This is a genomic window from Bacillus sp. ChL18, assembly GCF_026241425.1.
Taxonomy (GTDB): domain Bacteria; phylum Bacillota; class Bacilli; order Bacillales; family Bacillaceae; genus Bacillus; species Bacillus velezensis.
The window spans coordinates 823,431-841,950 of the sequence record NZ_JAPHWE010000001.1 but is presented as its reverse complement, the minus strand read 5'-3'; the positions used below and the strand labels follow the sequence as shown (position 1 = coordinate 841,950).

The 18,520-nt window shown below is 37.4% G+C and carries 20 protein-coding genes and 5 pseudogenes; 11 read left to right on the top strand and 14 right to left on the bottom strand.

Features of this window, described 5'->3' with window-relative positions; all coding sequences use genetic code 11:
* Positions 1-2: 2 nt before the first annotated feature.
* Complete coding sequence (gene phyC, locus OQ477_RS04435; protein WP_265971544.1) at positions 3-1,154, bottom strand: 3-phytase; 1,152 nt, start codon at positions 1,152-1,154, stop codon at positions 3-5.
* 315 nt (positions 1,155-1,469) lie between these two features.
* Between phyC and OQ477_RS04430 the strand changes: the two genes are divergently transcribed.
* Positions 1,470-1,895: an SDR family NAD(P)-dependent oxidoreductase gene (locus OQ477_RS04430; protein WP_003153663.1), complete on the top strand. Its 426-nt coding sequence runs from the start codon at positions 1,470-1,472 to the stop codon at positions 1,893-1,895.
* Positions 1,896-1,928: 33 nt separating this feature from the next.
* Here the strand turns inward: OQ477_RS04430 and sprB are convergent, their stop codons facing one another.
* The 3 genes and pseudogenes from sprB to OQ477_RS04415 form a co-directional block, all read right to left on the bottom strand.
* Entirely contained in the window at positions 1,929-2,105 is a 177-nt protein-coding gene (gene sprB, locus OQ477_RS04425) for a recombination directionality factor SprB (protein WP_265971543.1), read from the bottom strand.
* A gap of 2 nt (positions 2,106-2,107) precedes the next feature.
* Positions 2,108-2,287, bottom strand: a pseudogene (locus OQ477_RS04420) (hypothetical protein); the annotation flags it as partial.
* A gap of 190 nt (positions 2,288-2,477) precedes the next feature.
* Complete coding sequence (locus OQ477_RS04415; RefSeq protein WP_265972419.1) at positions 2,478-2,822, bottom strand: DUF3221 domain-containing protein; 345 nt, start codon at positions 2,820-2,822, stop codon at positions 2,478-2,480.
* Positions 2,823-3,262: 440 nt separating this feature from the next.
* Between OQ477_RS04415 and OQ477_RS04410 the strand changes: the two genes are divergently transcribed.
* Both OQ477_RS04410 and OQ477_RS04405 read left to right on the top strand, forming a co-directional pair.
* On the top strand, positions 3,263-3,499 hold the full coding sequence (locus OQ477_RS04410) for a hypothetical protein (protein WP_007407922.1): 237 nt from the start codon (positions 3,263-3,265) through the stop codon (positions 3,497-3,499).
* A gap of 123 nt (positions 3,500-3,622) precedes the next feature.
* The gene (locus OQ477_RS04405) at positions 3,623-3,997 is read left to right on the top strand and encodes a YoqO family protein (RefSeq protein WP_007407921.1); all 375 of its coding nucleotides are present in this window, start codon (positions 3,623-3,625) and stop codon (positions 3,995-3,997) included.
* 176 nt (positions 3,998-4,173) lie between these two features.
* Here the strand turns inward: OQ477_RS04405 and OQ477_RS04400 are convergent, their stop codons facing one another.
* Positions 4,174-4,626 carry a hypothetical protein gene (locus tag OQ477_RS04400; protein WP_265971542.1) on the bottom strand — a complete coding sequence of 151 codons (453 nt, stop codon included), beginning with the start codon at positions 4,624-4,626 and terminating at the stop codon, positions 4,174-4,176.
* A gap of 249 nt (positions 4,627-4,875) precedes the next feature.
* On the opposite strand from OQ477_RS04400, the gene OQ477_RS04395 reads away from it, so the two are divergent.
* Entirely contained in the window at positions 4,876-5,991 is a 1,116-nt protein-coding gene (locus OQ477_RS04395) for a Rap family tetratricopeptide repeat protein (RefSeq protein ID WP_265971541.1), read from the top strand.
* Positions 5,988-6,110 carry a PhrK family phosphatase-inhibitory pheromone gene (locus OQ477_RS04390; protein ID WP_021493942.1) on the top strand — a complete coding sequence of 41 codons (123 nt, stop codon included), beginning with the start codon at positions 5,988-5,990 and terminating at the stop codon, positions 6,108-6,110. Before OQ477_RS04395 ends, OQ477_RS04390 begins: the two co-directional genes overlap by 4 nt.
* A 45-nt stretch (positions 6,111-6,155) precedes the next feature.
* Here the strand turns inward: OQ477_RS04390 and OQ477_RS04385 are convergent.
* Positions 6,156-6,279: pseudogene (locus OQ477_RS04385) on the bottom strand (DNA polymerase); the annotation flags it as partial.
* Positions 6,280-6,649: 370 nt separating this feature from the next.
* Here OQ477_RS04385 and OQ477_RS04380 point away from each other — a divergent pair.
* Positions 6,650-7,668 (top strand): annotated as a pseudogene (locus tag OQ477_RS04380) (hypothetical protein).
* A gap of 60 nt (positions 7,669-7,728) precedes the next feature.
* Here the strand turns inward: OQ477_RS04380 and OQ477_RS04375 are convergent.
* Positions 7,729-8,088: a hypothetical protein gene (locus OQ477_RS04375; RefSeq protein WP_265971540.1), complete on the bottom strand. Its 360-nt coding sequence runs from the start codon at positions 8,086-8,088 to the stop codon at positions 7,729-7,731.
* Positions 8,089-8,492: 404 nt separating this feature from the next.
* Here OQ477_RS04375 and OQ477_RS04370 point away from each other — a divergent pair, with 404 nt between their 5' ends.
* Positions 8,493-8,582, top strand: coding sequence for a putative holin-like toxin (locus OQ477_RS04370; protein ID WP_265972418.1), 90 nt, complete (start codon positions 8,493-8,495; stop codon positions 8,580-8,582).
* Positions 8,583-8,834: 252 nt separating this feature from the next.
* Here OQ477_RS04370 and OQ477_RS04365 read toward each other — a convergent pair whose 3' ends face one another.
* Genes OQ477_RS04365 through OQ477_RS04355 form a run of 3 tightly spaced genes read right to left on the bottom strand, consistent with a single transcriptional unit; the run spans position 8,835 to position 11,581 of the window.
* Positions 8,835-9,293, bottom strand: coding sequence for an SMI1/KNR4 family protein (locus OQ477_RS04365; RefSeq protein WP_265971538.1), 459 nt, complete (start codon positions 9,291-9,293; stop codon positions 8,835-8,837).
* A gap of 14 nt (positions 9,294-9,307) precedes the next feature.
* A complete protein-coding gene (locus tag OQ477_RS04360; RefSeq protein ID WP_265971537.1) occupies positions 9,308-11,110 on the bottom strand; it encodes a T7SS effector LXG polymorphic toxin in 1,803 nt (600 codons plus the stop codon).
* Between the two features lie 36 nt (positions 11,111-11,146).
* A complete protein-coding gene (locus OQ477_RS04355; protein WP_265972417.1) occupies positions 11,147-11,581 on the bottom strand; it encodes an SMI1/KNR4 family protein in 435 nt (144 codons plus the stop codon).
* Positions 11,582-11,845: 264 nt separating this feature from the next.
* Here OQ477_RS04355 and OQ477_RS04350 point away from each other — a divergent pair, with 264 nt between their 5' ends.
* Positions 11,846-12,796 carry a thermonuclease family protein gene (locus tag OQ477_RS04350; protein ID WP_265971536.1) on the top strand — a complete coding sequence of 317 codons (951 nt, stop codon included), beginning with the start codon at positions 11,846-11,848 and terminating at the stop codon, positions 12,794-12,796.
* Between the two features lie 136 nt (positions 12,797-12,932).
* Here OQ477_RS04350 and OQ477_RS04345 read toward each other — a convergent pair whose 3' ends face one another.
* Complete coding sequence (locus OQ477_RS04345) at positions 12,933-13,253, bottom strand: hypothetical protein (RefSeq protein ID WP_021493967.1); 321 nt, start codon at positions 13,251-13,253, stop codon at positions 12,933-12,935.
* A gap of 23 nt (positions 13,254-13,276) precedes the next feature.
* Positions 13,277-13,840: a hypothetical protein gene (locus OQ477_RS04340; protein ID WP_265971533.1), complete on the bottom strand. Its 564-nt coding sequence runs from the start codon at positions 13,838-13,840 to the stop codon at positions 13,277-13,279.
* A gap of 803 nt (positions 13,841-14,643) precedes the next feature.
* Between OQ477_RS04340 and OQ477_RS04335 the strand changes: the two are divergent.
* A pseudogene (locus tag OQ477_RS04335) lies at positions 14,644-16,328 on the top strand (recombinase family protein).
* Positions 16,304-16,924: pseudogene (locus OQ477_RS04330) on the top strand (polysaccharide biosynthesis protein); the annotation flags it as partial. The pseudogenes OQ477_RS04335 and OQ477_RS04330, both read left to right, overlap by 25 nt.
* Before the next feature lie 40 nt (positions 16,925-16,964).
* Here OQ477_RS04330 and msrB read toward each other — a convergent pair.
* Together msrB and msrA are read right to left on the bottom strand one after the other, a co-directional pair.
* Positions 16,965-17,399 carry a peptide-methionine (R)-S-oxide reductase MsrB gene (gene msrB / locus OQ477_RS04325; protein ID WP_007409536.1) on the bottom strand — a complete coding sequence of 145 codons (435 nt, stop codon included), beginning with the start codon at positions 17,397-17,399 and terminating at the stop codon, positions 16,965-16,967.
* Between the two features lies 1 nt (position 17,400).
* A complete protein-coding gene (msrA, locus tag OQ477_RS04320) occupies positions 17,401-17,934 on the bottom strand; it encodes a peptide-methionine (S)-S-oxide reductase MsrA (protein ID WP_265971532.1) in 534 nt (177 codons plus the stop codon).
* A 128-nt stretch (positions 17,935-18,062) separates the two neighbouring features.
* Here msrA and OQ477_RS04315 point away from each other — a divergent pair, with 128 nt between their 5' ends.
* On the top strand, positions 18,063-18,488 hold the full coding sequence (locus OQ477_RS04315) for a MarR family transcriptional regulator (protein ID WP_003153639.1): 426 nt from the start codon (positions 18,063-18,065) through the stop codon (positions 18,486-18,488).
* Positions 18,489-18,520 lie beyond the last annotated feature (32 nt).

The window sequence follows — 18,520 nt, the reverse complement described above, 5'->3', positions numbered from 1 at the left end:
GTTTATTTTCTGCTTCTGTCAGTCAGTTTTCTCGGGTCAACCTGTTTATTGACCTGCGGGTGAAAGCCGATTTTATCAGCGATTCTTTCCCATGGCACCATTTTAAAATTTTGATTGGCCTTTTGGCCGTGATCTATATTTTCTCCGTCCTGTGCGACAAAAAGGCCGAACGGATATTCAGACCCCAGCCCGAAACCCAGAACGTCAATTCCGTCTGTATCGCTTGTGCCGTCTGTTTCAGGCCCGTCTGTTATCTGAAAGTCCGCAACATATTTGTTCTGTCCCTGTCTTTCATAAATCGCGTAGCTGCTGTTACCCTGGCTTGATGCAAGCAGATAACCTTTCCCGTCAGCAGCGTAGTAAATCGTCAGTCCTTCAATATCAGGGGTTAAATGCCTGCCGTCTGCACGATCGATCACCGTTCCGTTACTGCCGCCGTCCGGCTCAGCGCTGAACTTCCAGATGGCCTCATCTTCTTCTGCGATAAAAAGACTGCCGTATTCATCGTCTGCTGCCATCCCTTCTGTCTGAGAATTCATTTTAAACGCCCTTACCTTTTTGCCGGATATGTATCCATTTTTATCCGCATTTAATTCGTATTGTTCAAATTCGCCTTCTTTCCCTGTCACCATCGCGTAATATTTTCCTGTTTTTTGACTGTGGTACAAACTGAAACCGTATACTTCATCAATTGCTGACGCAATCGGGCGGTCTGGGTCCGTAATGCTTTGTAATGTGCCGTTTTTCCCGTCAATGGCGTAAATCTCAATGGTATTCTTTCCTTCAGACCGATTGGATGCCGCCGCAATATCGACTTTTTTTCCGTTCAACGGAAAATCATAGCGGATATCAACATTGTTCAGCTTCCCGGTATGATAGGAATGAAGCATCTTTCCCTCTAGGCTGTACACGACTAAGCCTGATTTTTTATTGGTTGTGATCAATTTGCTGTTCTGAGGATTCTTGGAGTCCAGCCAAATCGCAGGATCATCAGCTGCATCACCGGCTGTATCAACCGGCTCTGTTTCCGCCGCCGCATTCACTGTAAAATGATAAGGATCAGACAGCTTATGCTTGGCCTGGGAAGAAACCGCACCGCATGTGAGCATCAATCCGGCTGCCGCGGTTAACAAAAGTGTTTTTGAATGATTCATTTTCCATCCTCCTTTTATGAACGTGCACTCTAATTGTAAAATACATACAGGAAGTTCAGTGTTAAGTTTTTGTGAAGATTGTCCGTATGTGAGGATTTATGGAGAGAAAAAATTGACGTGGACAAATATTCTCGATGAATATTTAGTACAATGTTTTATTTGTGATTTCTATTCTATTAATCGGGTAAAGCGATATGAAAGCGCATCAGATTAATGTTTTTCTCTAATTTTTGATTTATTGGTTTCTTTCATTAACTCGCTGAAATTGTTCAACATATGATGCATGGTAGAAAAACGAGAGTTGGAGGATAAGCCATGCCTAAACAGCAAGCAGTAGAGCTACAACCGTTTTTTCACGATAAAACTGTTCTCGTCACAGGCGGAACAGGATCAATCGGAAGCCAAATAGTAAAACGCCTTTTGCTCTTAACCCCTAAAGAAGTTATTGTGTTCAGCAAAGATGACAGCAAACAATATGTGATGAAACAAAAATACGCGGATGAACAAAGACTGTCGTTTGTGCTCGGCGATGTTCGTGACTACAGAAGAGTCAACCAAGTGATGAAAGGTGTTGATATTGTCTTTCACACAGCTGCGCTGAAGCAGGTTCCGACATGTGAGGATAATCCCTTTGAAGCCATTCAAACCAACCTTATCGGCGGACAAAATGTCGCAGAAGCCGCTTTGCTGCAAGAAGTGACACATGTGATTAATATCAGTACCGATAAAGCCGTTTATTAAGATACTTACTACAAATAAATCAAAAAAAGAAGCTTACTCTGCACTCCTTTCCAAAGCAGCATCCAATAAATGCTGAGCAAATTGTTTATAAAATTCATCTAAGTCATTACTCGCTTCATCCTGATCTATATAGCGGATACTGTAATTATCTTTATGGACAACCTTTATTGTTTTCTTCTTTAATTCCTCATAACGTTGGTAAGGTTCCAAAACTACACCCCCGCTTTCACAGGAGTATTATATGTATGTAATGGTTCGTCTCTTGACTGTTCTTTCTTTATCAAAGCCTCGGAAAGCTTGTTCAAATAATATGTATGGTTAACTTTTTTCTTTGTCCAGCATTCAGTACCGATCTCTTCGCATATAAATATGGGAATGCTGGCTTTATTCAAGGTGCCCAGTAATTCAAAATGTGTTCTTGACATATGCCTTCTCTGCACCTGAGTCAACAATCGTCAAATAAATCTCGGGGCAGGAATAAGCCACCGCGAATAAAGAATGAGATGAGGTTTGAAGACATTATTTCTGTTTAATATGCCGCTTCAGATTTGCAGCGGTATTCCTAGGAATTAAAGAGATGTACTAAATACTTTCAAACTTTGAGATGTTTGTTTTTGGAGGTGAAGATTCATTTAATTTTTTATACCAAATACGAATTTTTTGTCCTTTGCTCAAGTCATCTTTATTGTTAAGTTGACTAAGCCCCAGTAAAACTATATCCGATCTATACTTTTCAATAATCTCTTTTTCACTAAGATTTTCATAGTCTTTAACATCAGCTTTTTCATTAGGTATGAGAATTGCTTGATTCTCTCTTTTTAAAATGACATAGCCGACCATAGTTTGCTCAGCCTCCATAAAATGTTTGCTATGTTGGTTTTGACACCCTAATGTTATACATAACAAAATTAATAGCATTATAAACACTCTATACAAGTTCAAACCGCCCTTCTTGCATATTTGTAACAAGAATAAAACACTATTTTAGGAAATGACAGACTAAAACGCCTCATGTTTATGAATTTAAACAAATTCCCCCTAGACAAATGGAACACGGCGAGGTCTTCACCACTATAGAACCGCATAATTGCATCATGAAATATTCAATTGGCTGATCAACCACATCACCTTCTTTAAGCGATCTAATGTTTATATAAGGTTCTATAAGTCTATACAGCCTTTCCGCTTAATCATTTTGCTTATCTCTAAGCAGTTTAAATTAACTAAGGATATGTTCAGCTTGTCCTTGAAATGCCGGATTGCTTTATCTTGTTCTTTACTTAAAATGTTTATCATTTAATCATGCTGACTTAATATAATGTTTAAGTGTTTTTATATGGGGGAATATGTGTAAGAAGGCGGTTTATTTGAAAAACGATCAGAAAATAACACTTGACTCTTCTTTTGCGTTATCCACTCTTATTGTCTTACTTATTGCATTGTACCCATCCTATTCTTCTTGGTTTGTCACAATATTCTTTTTAGGATTTGCACTAATATACACATTTGAAAAAAAGAGCAAATCTTCAAAACTAATTGCTGTTATCTCTTATCCATTATTTATTGTTGCGTTTGTTTACAGCATAATAAACAGCATGTCATGATCCACTCTAAATTTGTTCTTAAAATTACGATTTTAAGTTAACTTTAAACTGCATTATGTTGAGAATATCACCTTTAATTGGTAAGCTGACACCAGATCATACTTATCTAATGAAGGTGAAATCATGAATAAAATAATCGGAATGACCGGATTAATTATCTCCTTACTTGTGCAAGGGTTCTCAGCAAGTGATTCATTGACTCATAAGATCGCCATGGCTTGTCTATTTTTGTTCTTATTGGTTTATAATTTTAACCATACTAAGGAGTTCTCTAAAAAGTCTCTGGCGATTATAGGCGCTTCCTTTATTGTGCTAATGCTTGGGATTTATCAATTGCTCTTTTTTACCGATGATTACTTTGAAAGCCGCGGTTTAAATTTTGGATTTATCCTCTTACTTGAAATTGTTTTAGTTATTGGATTAGTGACTGCTGCGCTGAATTTAATTAAGCATATTGCAGACCGCTTAAGGAAAACACCTGATGGTAAAGAGCGTTGACTCTTTGCCTTTTTTTAGCTACCCGGCTCTCTTCTGTCAAATGATGAATTGACTTAAGACATTCCACCTTAATGGACTCTTCATCATTTTTTACCAGAATTTCTCGATCAATTACCTTTTTGACAATTTACAAAAGATCCAGTCGCATTGCTCTCTTTGATAAGAGCTCTACATTTCTAATAGCAAGATTGGATATTGTTTGTTAATACACTCGGCCCCAACTTTTGTGTCTTAGAATTTGAAAGGCGTACTTGCACTTTAACATTTGTCATTTCAGCTGATATAGAATCAATCCTTCCAGCCCAATTAGGACTCTCTCCCTCGGGAGTCGGATATAGTTTAAATCGCCAACTGATCTTCCCTGTTTTGGAGGCAAATCCTTCATAACCGTCGTAGCTTCCATAAGAAGATGGTTGAGGAAGGTGGACAGCAAGAATACTCATATTCGTTCTCGCAGCACTTGGCGGGTATAACTGCACTTTATAGATTAGTGCCGCACCCTTCGCATTTTTCAGTTTTTGATTTACCGGTTCGAGTACTGCACTACAAGGCATTGGACTTGCTTTCATTTGAGTTGGAGAGACAATAACAGCAGCCAATAAAGGTATAACCAAGATAAATCGTTTCATCTACATTCCCTCACATTTTTTTGTTAATTTCCCTTACTCCCGCCTTGAATATTCATCACTTTTGAATGGCTTGCCTTACTAAAAGCAACAGCAAACTGAACACGTATCCTTCTCTAACGAGGAGGGTATTTTTTTCGTTTTTTCAAATTAGAAAATCCCAAAATCTCTACATCCTTTTACAATTTTTTCAATGACTATGTTATGATTATCCCCAAAGGATTTTTGAAATTTTCAGAAAGAGGGGTTTGGATGAGCAAGATCGCTTCAGAAGTTGTTGCTACTACACTGAATGATTGGTACATTGCTATAAAGAAACAAAAGGTACATGAGTCAATAAAATATTACTCAGAGATTAAAAGCCTGTTCGATGATATGGAAGAGGATCAAGAAGTTCTTGCATATTACAGTTTATTAGAAGAAAGACACAAAATGTTGTTGCACTCTTCACGCGGAGAGCCTTTACAAAAGCACACTTATTTCACTGAAGAGAATGAAAATTTCATAAAAAGAACGAACGATAAATTGGAATATAACTTTTATTTATTCGAAGCAATGTACGAGGCATACAACAAAAATTATGATCGAGCAATTAACTTATATGGATTAGCTGAGAAAAAGCTTGCAGAAATTCCGGATGAAATTGAAGCAGCTGAATTCTACTCCAAGGTCTCCTACTTATACACTCTTGTTAAACAAAGCATTGTGGCACAACACTATATCAAGAATGCAATTGCAATATATAAGCGACACCCTGACTATAAATGCAAACTGGCAACTTCAACAATGATTGCGGCTGCAAACTATTCCGATATGAAACGGTTTGAAGAGTCAGAAACATATTATTTAGAAGCAATAGACATTGCGCAAGAAACAAAGGATGAATATTTGGAAGCTCAGTTATATCACAACCTTAGTATCGTGTATTCTGATTGGGACAAACCTGATAAGTGCATTAAATCTCTCGAAAAAGCTATTGGAAATGAATCTTGGATGAATTCAAATTATTATATAAATTCTTTATTCATGATGATTAAGGAGCTATTTAAAATTGACGAAAAAATGAAAGCCATTAATTTTTACAATAAAGCACAGGAAAGACTCATATTAATGGAGAATAAGGTATACGAAGCCAAAATTAGCATCCTATACAACCTATATTGTGGTGAATTAAAAAACAACTTCAATAATTGCATCCGTTACATTGAGTTTTTAAAACAACAAAATGACCTTGAAAGTGTAGATGAATTGTCCTACATAGCTGCAAAAAGGTTTGAATCAATAGGTGCTTTTGAAGAAGCAACAAGCTTTTTCAATGAAAAAATTTGGGCTGAACAGAAAATGAATCAGGTGGAGGGAATCTTATGAAAAAAATTGTGCTTTGCGTATCTATTTTAACTGTAATTTTAAGTGGGGTAGCTTTAACGCAATTGAGTACAGATTCACCATCTAACATCCAGATAGCTGAAAGGCCAGTCGGAGGTTAAAAAATTAATTAATTTAGCCTTACTCATATGAGTGGGCTTTTTATTTTATGATTTGTGACCACCCGTCAAACCTGCTCTATGTAATGCTGTGCCTCTCAGATGTATAAGAAACAGCTCGTAAGATCGCTTTAGATCCGCCGTATTTATTTCTTATCCCGTCCATAACAAAATTTTGGAAGCATGGGCCGGAAAAGGGGTAAGGAATTATCAGAACAACTGGAGTAAGCGATTCAAAAGCAAAAAGAAACAGTATGTTAAGGGCGCAGATATCTATGATAAGGTAAAGGCTCAGAGATATGCTAGTAGTAAAACAGGTAAGCCTTATTCAGTAGCTGCAACCAAAAAAATACAAAAAAATATTATTGCTCTAAACTTGTGTGGCAATCATACAAAAATACAATAGGAACCGACCTAGACAGTAATGGGTCACACCTGCAGATATTGACCGCTCATTAAAAACTGTCTGCTACTAATCATTTGCTTTGCAGATTTATTCTGCAAGTGTCTTTTTATTTTATGTAAAAGATAAGGAGCGTTATATGAAAAAGTCTTATGTTTTATATGGGATTTCAGGAGTTCTAATTGGTGCAATAGTTATATTGTAGATCAATGCATTCTTTATAAATAAAGGTGAACACTCTGTAAGTACTTCTAAAATTAATCCAACCGAGGATAAAATCTTTTTTATCTATTCAAATCCACTCATCAAGAAAAGCGTACTCATATCCACATCACAAGGAGAAAAATTCAATAAACGATACTTTAAGGTACCGGATATACCATATATCCAGAAAAAAACCCCCTCTTCAGACGATATCGTCTTGTTAGCTGAACATGAACCATATTATTACACATTAAAAAACAACACCATTAAAGAACATAAATTATCCAATCCATTTGCTTTTTGGTATCAAGGAGAAGATATTTCTGTAAAAGCCTATAATGTCGACACCAATGGAAATGAACTGAAAGTAAATGATAAAAAGTTCAATAAAAAATATAGCCTGACTTTGCCCTCCCTAGTACCATGGGAGAAAGCGATGATAAGTATATTTAAGTCATTCAAGGAATGTCTTTGTACGTCATTGATAGAAAAACAGAAGAGATTATTAAAACGATTGGATTAGCTTCCTATGGAGATGTATTTGATCACTCTGAAAAATATGTTGTGGCTAGCTCAGAACATGAACTAACTGTAATCGAAAAAGGATCATGGAAATCAAAATTCATAAAATATCCTGATGATCTCGAACAAGCGGACGCTGTGTATTACGACAAAAAAAGCGGTAAATTTTACGTTACATATATTAATAAATCCGGATACGCCTGCTTACTTGAGTACGATAAAGATTTTTCTTTTGAAAAATTCGATTTAAAATTTCCGTATATGAATGCAAAGTTTAAAGATCAAAAACTTTATGTGATTTCACAAGAGGAAAACAAAAAAGGCATTGGTGGCTATATGGGGATTTTTGATATCCGTACTAAAAAGAAACTTAATGAATTTGATTTGCCTGAAGAAGAAACAAAAGTGCAGGACTTTATGGTTTTAGATTAAACATAAAGAATAAGTTGCAAAGCAAAAGCCCCTTCCTGAATAAGGGGCTTTAATTTTAAATTAAATAGATGTTTTATACGCGTTAATGGCTTGATTTCTCAAAAGCATATTATCTTTCGTCACCATTCCAAGATTGTATGCTTGTTTGATGATATCCAGCACTTGATTATCTGTTTCAGTTACAGCTCGTCCACCCGTTATTCTGGATTTCCAGTAATCGAACTGGTGATTTAATTCTGAAGTGCTTTTAAGGTTTTGATTATCAACCACTTTTCCGTTCTCGAGCGCATCTTTAAATTCATCAAAATTAATTGAACATTGCTGATTCGAATTACTTGCTGCGCCTTCTGTCGCTAAACTGCAAAATGCTAAAAACTTAGGGTCTTTCGTAATGTTGTAAGAGTTATTAAGGCCTTCCATAACATTCACCCTCTCTCAAATTTTACAACGTTGCTGTAAATGATTTTCATGTTTTTCCCAAGTCCTTCAACTTGAATCTCATTTGAAGGAAGTTCATTCAGTGGAATTTCAATATATTTGTCCCATCCTATCACTATCCTGTTTTGCCCAAGTATAGCATCATATTTGTATATGTTTGCTTCACCTTTGTATAACAAATTTCTTCTGTTTGGTATTATTTCACATGTTATTTATCGGTAATTCCAGCGAGGTATTTAACTTAAATACAAAAAAAGAACCTGATTCTAACATGGTTCTTTTCATTTTAGTAACTGAATGGGTTTTTAACCACATATAAATGATTCCTGTACATTAAGTATGCTCACTTAAGGGAGTCTTGCTCACTCCCTATAGAAAGGGGGGTGATGCTTATGTCACCATTTCAGGCATTAATGTTAATGCTTGCATTCGGGTCGTTTATAATCGCCCTGTTGACATATATAAATAAAAAATAGACCTCCCTTAAGCCTCAAAACCTGAAGGGATAGGTCTACTAAGAAAACGCATCGAGTAAGCCTTTTGACGGGGTGTGATCAACACCATACTCTTTTTATTTTATGCATTTCTTATTAAAGAAATACACTATAACCAGTTTATATTTTACAGTTTGATTATAACAGATTAAATGAAACCATTGAATTATTTACAAAAATTTATTTATTGGATAAAACCATTTTTTATAGATCACACAAGTGTAATACTTTTGCTTAAGCGTCCCAGTCTTCATCCTCAATCCAGTCGTCTTTCGCTTCTTCTAGTTCCTCTATTAAAAACTCTAGAAATGTGCTACTAACTTGTTTACCATATCCCTCTTGGTTATCCCAAAGAATGACGGGGCATTCACCATTTTTCATCTTGTTAGTATCAAGACAATAAGAAAATTCATCTACATATTCGATAACTACGAGACCATCAGAAAGGTTATAATACTTTTTATATTCATTGGTCTGTTCGACAACTTCAGCACCGTGAGAGTCATAACCGAGTATCATAGTCCCGTATGCTCCCCCTGAACCATACTCAGTTAAAAACCACTTATAGCTGTCTGGAAGGGTTACATTGAGATCCTCTTCTATTTCTCTAATCCGCTCCTCAGTGACTCCTCCCGTGAGAATAGAATTTTCTTTATTTTCATCAAAGAAAGTTTTTATTTTCAAATAATCCATTGAACTTTCACCTCTTATTCTTGGTTCTCAAATTGCTGAGCTCTCCATCTCCAATACCTTCTTCTGAAACTTTTATATTGTTTATCAAGTACTGGGTCATTTCTAAAACTCTGTCCATTCCCTTTTAATCCATGCAAAACATCACTGTACTTATTATGCCAGCTTTCAGGTATCTCCAGCATACTACCAGGTTCTTCTTGAATTAAGTGATGTAAATTTATTTGCGTGCCATCTTTAGCAAACGGAGCATTACCATTTTTCATCAGTTGAAGATTCGTAAAGCCTTTACGATTTTTTTGTTTAAGGTCAATATCTTTCATTGTGTATACTCTACGGCTTACATCTCTAGGCTCTCCTTTAACTTTTACCTTGCCGTCTATTTCATAGGCCTCATACTTCTCTTTATTTAACCAAGGGACATTTACTTTCTGACCAGTAAATGACTTTCTGCTTTCATCCAATTTCTTTGCATTAGTCAAAAGTTCTTTCTTAAGGTTTTCACCATTTACTACATTGTATGGCACGTCACCTGTCAGAGCAAGATCATACTTAGAGTTATAAGGAAGCAGATCTGGAAGTTTAACATCCTTCATTTTCTTACCTGCCTGTCCTGCCTTGTTTATGACCTTCCCCGCCGCATCAGCTTTGTTAACGGCTCCTGCACCTTTCGTTCCGACGACAGCCACAGCTGCTGAACCGACCACATATGTCACCCATCTTGATCTGGAGTAAGCATCTCCGTTCACCATATCTTTTTGATACGATTCCTCAATAGCTGCTGAAACAGCATCATATGTTTTAACTGGATGAAGTACTGCGTTACCCAGCGCTGACAGCGTTTCTCCCGGATCGGTTATGAAGTCCCATAAACCGGTTACCGTGTCTTTCCCGACATCATAGAGACCAACGCCGGCTCCTTTTAAAATATCCCAAGTCACTTCTCCGGCTTCTTCCATCTGTTTTGCTTGTTCAAGCTGAATGACAAATTGCTGCTGGGAAGGTTCAAGGTTCTCGTAACCGATCTTCTTCGCAATCTCTAAGTATTCATCCGGATCAGTTACTCCTCCATCGGCGAGCTTTTTCTTCAGATCCTTGATTTCCCGCTCTTTCGCTTCTTCCTTCTTAATCGTCAAATAAGCATCTGAGTGTCTTGTAATCTCCCCTTTTTTCTTATGTATGTCACTTTCTCTGTACGCCTTGGCGTTATAGTAAAGCGGAGTGGCGTTTTTTCCTTTGCCCGTAGCGTTTTGGAGCTGTTGAAAATCTGCCTGAATGAAATGTTCATTTGTCTCGGTTTCTGCGTATTCTTTCGTTAGATCGTGATCAAGCTTTCCGAGTTTATGTATGGTCTTATCCCGTTTTTTGTCTGCTGAATTCAGCTTTTGATCGACATCCTCTGTAGAGAAAACATCAAGATGAATGATATCGCTTATCTCATTAAGAATATCCCTCATTTCATTCTGTTGCTCCTGCATGATGGCTTTTGATTTATTATTCGCATGAATCAGCTCATGTTCTAAAAATGACTCTTCCACAAACGAATCGGCCAATCCGGCATCAGCTACTTTTCCTGAAATACTGTTAAGAAAAGCAATCTTCATATCGATCAGATTAAGCCAGCTGTCTGTAACGCCTGCGTGGTCTTGAAAAAAGGCTTTGATATTGTCGGCGCCTTTGCCTGAAAACTCACTGTCGTCTAAGTCAGCCATTCCCTGAAACGCTTTTCTGAGATTGATAAATTGTTCTCTAATCTGATCGTATTGTTTTGCCCGCTTTTCTGCGGCTGAAATGAACGAGGCTGCTTCAAATACTTTCATTTACGTCTCCTTTCCACTTGATCTTATCTAAACTTTTTATTCTGAAACATATTTATAATATTCTTTAATTTTAGGCTTTACTTCCCAGTATTTAGTTCCGTTTGATGACACCAACATGTCAAACCATATCTCAAAGTTAGAGTCTAAATATACCGCATCTTCAATATTATCAATTGAATCCAGATGCAACATATATCCCAACCCTTTATTTGATTTGTTTACATCAATAACATACCTGCCATCATAATGGTACCCAATTAGGACATATCCCTTAGGGAAGTCTTGAACTTCATTAAATTCAATTATCCCTTCTATACTAAGAAGCTCAATACCATTAAACATTTCCAAACCATTGTGATTGAATAGGAACTCTTTATAATCATTAGGCAAAGTTATCCCAAGCTTTTTTTCTAAACTGCTAACTTCTTGAGGACTTGCTGGGTCTCTGAATTGAAAAGCAGCATCTTCCATGACATGCCCTCCATGTTGGAGCATAGGAAAAGTTCCGTATTTAGAAACAGCTTCCTTTATCCCGTCAAGAGTCATGCGAATTAACTTTCCTTCTTCCATTTAAATTTCCCTCCTCTAAGGTGTTTAGGTCACTAAATTTTACCACATAACTATATTTGAGTGTCCTAAAATGCCAAAACAGAATTTACAATCTTTGGTTTTATATTTATAATTAGGAAGGTTTGTCCGATATAGAGACAGAACAAACAAATTGGGGGAATTACATTGAAGAAATGGCTGTTAGGTATTGGCGCATTATCTCTAAGCTTTTCTTTGGCTGCGTGTGGATCTGATTCTGCTTCTACAGATAAAACAGATTCAGATAAAGCTAAAACAACGCAGCAAGAAGAAAAGGATGCAAAAGAGACAAAGGCAGACACTCAATCAAATGACAAAAATGAAAAAGCCGAAAATGCTTCAAAGAAGGATTCGTCGGATAAAAAGGCTTCTGACAAAAAGAAAAAGCTGGTCGATGTAACACTTAACAGAACAGTTGATGGGAATACGATTAAAGTTAACTATAAAGGCGAAGTCAAAACTGTTCGTTATTTACTTGTTGACACGCCTAAAACTAAGAGCCCAAACTCTTGCGTACAACCATATGGTGAGGATGCTTCAGCAAGAAACAAACAGCTGGTTAACAAGGGAAAACTTCAACTGGAGTTTGATAAAGGAGATCGTACAGACAAGTATGGCAGAATGCTGGCTTACGTTTATGCAGATGGCAAATCAGTACAAGAAACACTGCTTAAAGAAGGATTAGCACGAGTAGCTTATGTATATGAGCCAAACACGAAGTATTTAGACACGTATAAGAAAGATGAGCAAGCTGCGAAAGATAAAGACTTGAAGATTTGGAGTAAGAATGGATATGCGACTGATAAAGGATTTAATGGCTGCGTAACGAAACCGAAGAAATCAGTAAGTGTATCTAAGCCGGCTCAAAAGTCAGTTACAACACACCAATCCGAGACACATAAATCGAACTCAAGCAGTTCAGCATCAAGCAGCTCTTCTAACTCTGCACAAGCCTCCCCTTCTGCTGGAGAAACAGAACACTTTGCAAACTGCACAGAGCTGAGAAAGAAATATCCGCATGGTGTACCAAGCACTCACCCTGCTTATACATCTAAAATGGATCGGGATAATGACAACTTTGCATGTGAGAAGAATTAATTATTTTGAAGTCCTCTGGGGCTTCTTTTTTTATTTGGATACATTCAATCTAAACAAAAAAACCACAGAGCGTGTGAGGGACTCTGTGGCCTATAGTGGCTGATTAAACCCCTATGATACATCAATTAGGATTTTATCAAAACTTTTCTTTTAAAGATAACATCATCTCTGTCTCAAATAATGCCTGCAGCAGTTCATCTATATTAATTTCGTTCTGCTTGTAATTATTCTTTTCATAAGTACGAATAATTTCTTCATATTCTGATCGATTATCTCCTTTAATGGAGCTAATTCCAAGCTCTTCACCGTATCGGTTAATGAATAGTTGTTTATTCATTTCTTTCGCTTTATCATTTTCATAATTACAAAATGCACCTGACAACTGGACGAGAAAAGTTTCGTCTTCAGAATTTAGGTTATTTTCGTTACACCAGTCTACAAAACGATTTCCAGTCATGTTATCACCTTTAATTTTAGTATTTAAAGAACAAGATAATCTGCAGCAAGGATGATATATTCTACTGCCATGCCAATTGTTTCAGCAACTCCTGCGCCAACTGCACCTTTAATAGCTGGTGGAATTTGTTTTCTTGCCATAGCAGCAACCTCTTTAGGAGCCCCGGTTATATCTTCGAGAACCTTACAAATTTTGTTTGTGTTTTTAATAATCTTGTTTACCGTGGACTTTCCAAACATTGTACCTAAAATGTCTTTTGCCCAAGCATTATTCGCTAGTCCTCTAATAACCTTAATCGCTTCTTTAGCTGCGGCGCTTTTAGCTCCCATAGTACTCATTTGATCTTGTGAGTTACCATTTTCGAGACCTTTTAATTCTTCAGCAGCATTTAAAATGCCTTTTTCTTTAACTGGTGGGACTGAGTATTCTTTAGCTAGTTTTTGAAGCTCGGTAGGATTATAAGTAAATTGCACGTCCTGTTTAGAAACACTTGCTTTTTGCACTTCTGAGGCCGAAGCTCCAACAGTAGGGATGGCTATAACGGCTGCAAGCAACATCAAAAGAATTTTAGCAGATAGACTTTTCAATTTGAACTCTCCTTTATCCCTAATTTTATTGTTCAACACATTGACCAAAATACCATAAAATACTAATATTTTTCCTGTTTTCATTAAATTAGTTTAAAAAAGGTAAGGCAGTCCTACATTTGAAACTGTTCAGAAATCGCTACGGTGATCAAATATTCATTCACAATTTAAGATATTTTTACTACATAAAAAAGACTGTTCTCAAAAACAGTCTTAGATGTTTTTAGAATTAACGTATCCGTTAATTTCTTTAATTCTTATTCTGATTTTTAAACGCCAAGTGCTCAATTCCTTGATCCTTAAAAACTTGACGGATGTAGGGAGGCGAATAATTATATTTCCGGCCAATTTCTTTTAGGCTCATTATTTTGTTGAAATGCAGATCGTATAGCAGATCAAAGTCTTTTGCTCTCCTCCTCTTTGACAATTCAGAGTAAGAAAGCTTGTCCACTTTTTTTGCCTTAAATAGATTCAGAATACCCCAGTCTGGGATATTAAGTTCCTTTGGTATTTCCCCCACCGTTTTAAGTTCTTTGTTTATGGATAAAACCATTATTTTATTTAGTGTTCAAGTTATAGTTGCTCATAAGCGCTGCCATATGAGGATTAAATGAACAAAATAAAAACCCTGTTAATTACAGTCGGCGTTTAATTAAAAAATGAATCCGATTAGAATAGATCAATATTCAAACAATACAATCCTTACAATATATTAGGTTGTTTTCGTATTCAATGTCAGACAGAATATTGTACGAATACTTCTCTTTTTACAGTAAATACAATAAAGAGGAGGTGCTGATTTTTTGGAGTTAAAAAACATCGTTCATTCTTACAACATTACAAATATTTTGGGTTATCTTAGACGCTCTCGTCAGGATATGGAGCGGGAAAAAAGAACAGGCGAAGATACGCTAACAGAACAAAATGAACTCATGAATAAAATACTGAAGTCGATTGAAATCCCCTATGAATTAAAAATGGAAATCGGGTCAGGAGAAAGCATTGAGGGTCGCCCTGTTTTTAAAGAATGTCTTAAAGACCTCGAGAAAGGCAAGTACCAGGCAATTGCTGTTAAAGAAATAACAAGACTCAGCCGCGGGAGCTACAGTGATGCGGGACAAATTGTTACACTTCTTCAAAGCAAGCGATTGATTATCATTACACCATATAAAGTTTATGACCCTCGAAATCCTGCAGACATGCGTCAGATTCGTTTTGAATTGTTTATGGCCAGAGAAGAATTTGAAATGACCAGAGAGCGTATGACAGGCGCTAAATACACATATGCGGCACAAGGGAAATGGATTTCCGGGCTAGCGCCTTATGGATACCGGTTAAACAAAAAAACATCCAAACTAGTCCCAGTCGAAGAAAAAGCAAAAGTCGTTCAATTCATCTTTAACATCTTTTTAAATGGGTTGAATGGAAAAGATTATAGTTATACAGCGATTGCTTCTCACTTAACAAAATTACAAATACCGACTCCATCAGGAAAAAAGCGCTGGAATCAATACACAATTAAAGCAATTCTGCAAAACGAAGCGTATATCGGAACTGTTAAATATAAGGTTAGAGAAAAAACAAAAGACGGTAAACGAACAATTAGACCTGAAAAGGAACAAATTGTAGTATCGGATGCACATGCCCCTATAATAGATCAAGAACAATTTCAACAATCACAAGAGAAAATTGCAAACAAAGTCCCCCTGCTGCCTAATAAAAATGCATTGGAATTAAGTGAATTGGCAGGCGTATGCACTTGTTCTAAGTGCGGTGAACCATTATCTAAATACGAAACTAGGCGAACGCGAGAAAACAAAAACGGCACGAAAAGTGTGTATCACGTTAAATCACTCACTTGCAAAAAGAATAAATGCACTTATGTGAGATATAACGATGTTGAAAATGCCATTCTGGATTACCTCTCTTCTTTAAGCAACTTAGATAATAAGACTTTAACAAAACATATCATTTCAATGATTTCTAAATACGAAGACGTAAATAGTAATGTGAAAACAAAAAAGCAAATGTCTGAACATCTTTCACAAAAAGAACAAGAGTTAAAAAACAAAGAGAATTTTATCTTTGAGAAATATGAGAGCGGCATTTACACTGATGAACTTTTTTTGAAAAGAAAAGCTGTTTTAGATGAAGCATTTAAAGAACTCCAAATTGCCAAGCATGAGCTCAATGGAACCCAAGAAGCGCAATCAGAAATAGACAGTAATACAGTCATAAACAACATAAATAAGATAATTGATCAATATCACATTGAAACAAGCACAGAGAAAAAGAACGCGCTATTAAGAATGGTCTTCAAAGAAGTTATCGTTACGATGACACAAAAAAGAAAAGGGCCAATTCCGGCTCAGTTTGAAATCACCCCTATCCTGAGGTTTAATTTTTCGTTTTCGACCTCACCGTCACTGATAGTCCCTCAAAATGCAGTAAATATCTTAAAAAACCGATAAAGCCGTTTCCCCGGTAAACACAATGGGAGCTACGAAGCTGTTGTCCGAGAAGCTGTTTCATCAGGCGAATCATCATGTTCAAAACCGCGGTACGGTATTTTGTTCGGTCCGCTTCGGCAATGTGCTAGGTTCACGCGGTTCCGTTATTCCTATTTTATTTGAGCAATTGATGGCAGGCGGTCCGCTCACCATTACGGATAAAAACATGACAAGGTTTTTTATGTCGATTGATGATGCCGCAACGCTCACCCTGCAATCTGCGGCGATTACAAAGGGCGGAGAAACGTTTATTTTTAAAATGGAGTCCCTAAGGCTTGAAGAACTGCTTCACGGGTTTGAGGAATATGCGTTCCGGCATGGACTGCCACGGCCAGCCGCTGTTGAAGTGGGAAAACGTCCCGGTGAGAAGCTTCATGAAGAACTGACCTCTCCTCATGAGACGGAATCTTTATATGAATGGGGCAATCTTTACGCGATATTGCCCGACCCCGCCAAACATCCGGAATTTCGGAAGGTCAATCTCCCCAGATATCAATCCGATCAGGCGCCGCTCATCACAAAAGACACAATCGTAAAGATTATTGAACGATTACATGAAGAAAAAAAAACATAGAAAAAAGGCCTGTCTGATAGGCAGGCCTCATTGCTGAGCTCTATTTTTCAAATAAATGCAGGCAGGCTTCATAGCCCTCTTCCTTCAGCTTGTCTTTCGGAATAAACCGGAGTGCCGCAGAGTTAATGCAATAACGGAGACCGCTTGGCCCCGGGCCGTCATTAAATACGTGGCCTAAGTGGGAATCCGCTGTTTTGCTTCTCACTTCCGTCCGGATCATCCCGTGGCTTGTGTCCAGTTTTTCGTCAACCTCTTCTTCCTCAATCGGTTTTGTAAAACTGGGCCAGCCGCAATGAGAATCGAATTTATCCAGAGAAGTAAACAAGGGCTTTCCCGATACGATATCAACATACAGCCCCTCTTCTTTGTGATCCCAGAATTCATTTTGAAACGGCGGCTCCGTTCCGTTATTTTGTGTGACTTCATATTGCATGCGGTTTAATGATTTGATTTTTTCTTCTTTATTAAAAGCCATCTTATCTGTCCCTCCAATGCTCATCCAGAAAGCCTTGACGTCCGGAACCTACACGGTAGCGCCCGTAGTGATCAGGATTTTTCTTATAAAAGTGCTGATGATAGCCTTCCGCTTCATAAAAAGGCTCAGCCTTTAAAATGTCTGTCTCGATCGGCTTTTTAAATATGCCGCTTTCTTCAAGCTGTTTTTTTGAGGCTTCAGCGATATGTTTTTGTTCATCATTATGGTAATATATCGCCGCCCGATATGAACTTCCGCGGTCTGCAAACTGGCCGCCTGCATCAGTCGGGTCGATCTGCTGCCAAAACACCTCGACAAGCTTTTCATACGGATAAATGTCAGGTTGAAATGTGATTTGAACGGCTTCTCTGTGTCCGGTCGTTTCACTGCACACTTCTTCGTAAGTCGGATTCTCAGTATGGCCTCCTGTATAGCCGGACACCACCTTTTCAATTCCGGGCTGTTCGTCAAACGGCTTCACCATGCACCAAAAACAGCCGCCTGCAAATGTGGCGATTTCTTTTTTTTCTGACATACGGGTGCCCTCCTTTGTTCATACGTGGTATTATTATATTATAGCATGTATAAACAGAATAAAAATAATTCTGCTTTCAGGGGAAGCTAAACGAATGCCACGCTGACTACATATTGGAGGTTCATGATTTGAAAGTAAGGACACAAATGATGTATGATATGGAAGCTTTGCTTCGAAAAGTGTTTAAACAAATCAGAAATGAAGTTAATGAAATTCTAGATAAAGAGCTGTCCAGGAACGAATTCACCATTTTGCGGATTCTCAGTGAACAAGGGCCTAAAAAAGTAACGGAATTCGCCCCTATTCTTGAGGTCTCCGCAAGCCACATTACCGCAGTGACCGACGCTTTAGTAGAAAAGGAATGGATCACCCGCATCCGTTCTAAAGAGGACAGGCGAATTATCAGAATCCATATTACGGAAGCCGGGGAGAAAATTGTCGATCATTTCAACCAAAAAAAAACAGAATACTTTTTTAAACGGTTTGACTGCTACTCTGATGAAGAGCTTGCAACGTTAATCAAACTGTTCAGCAAGCTAGACAAAAAACGCTGACGCGAAAAAACACAAATCCCTGAAAGGATCTG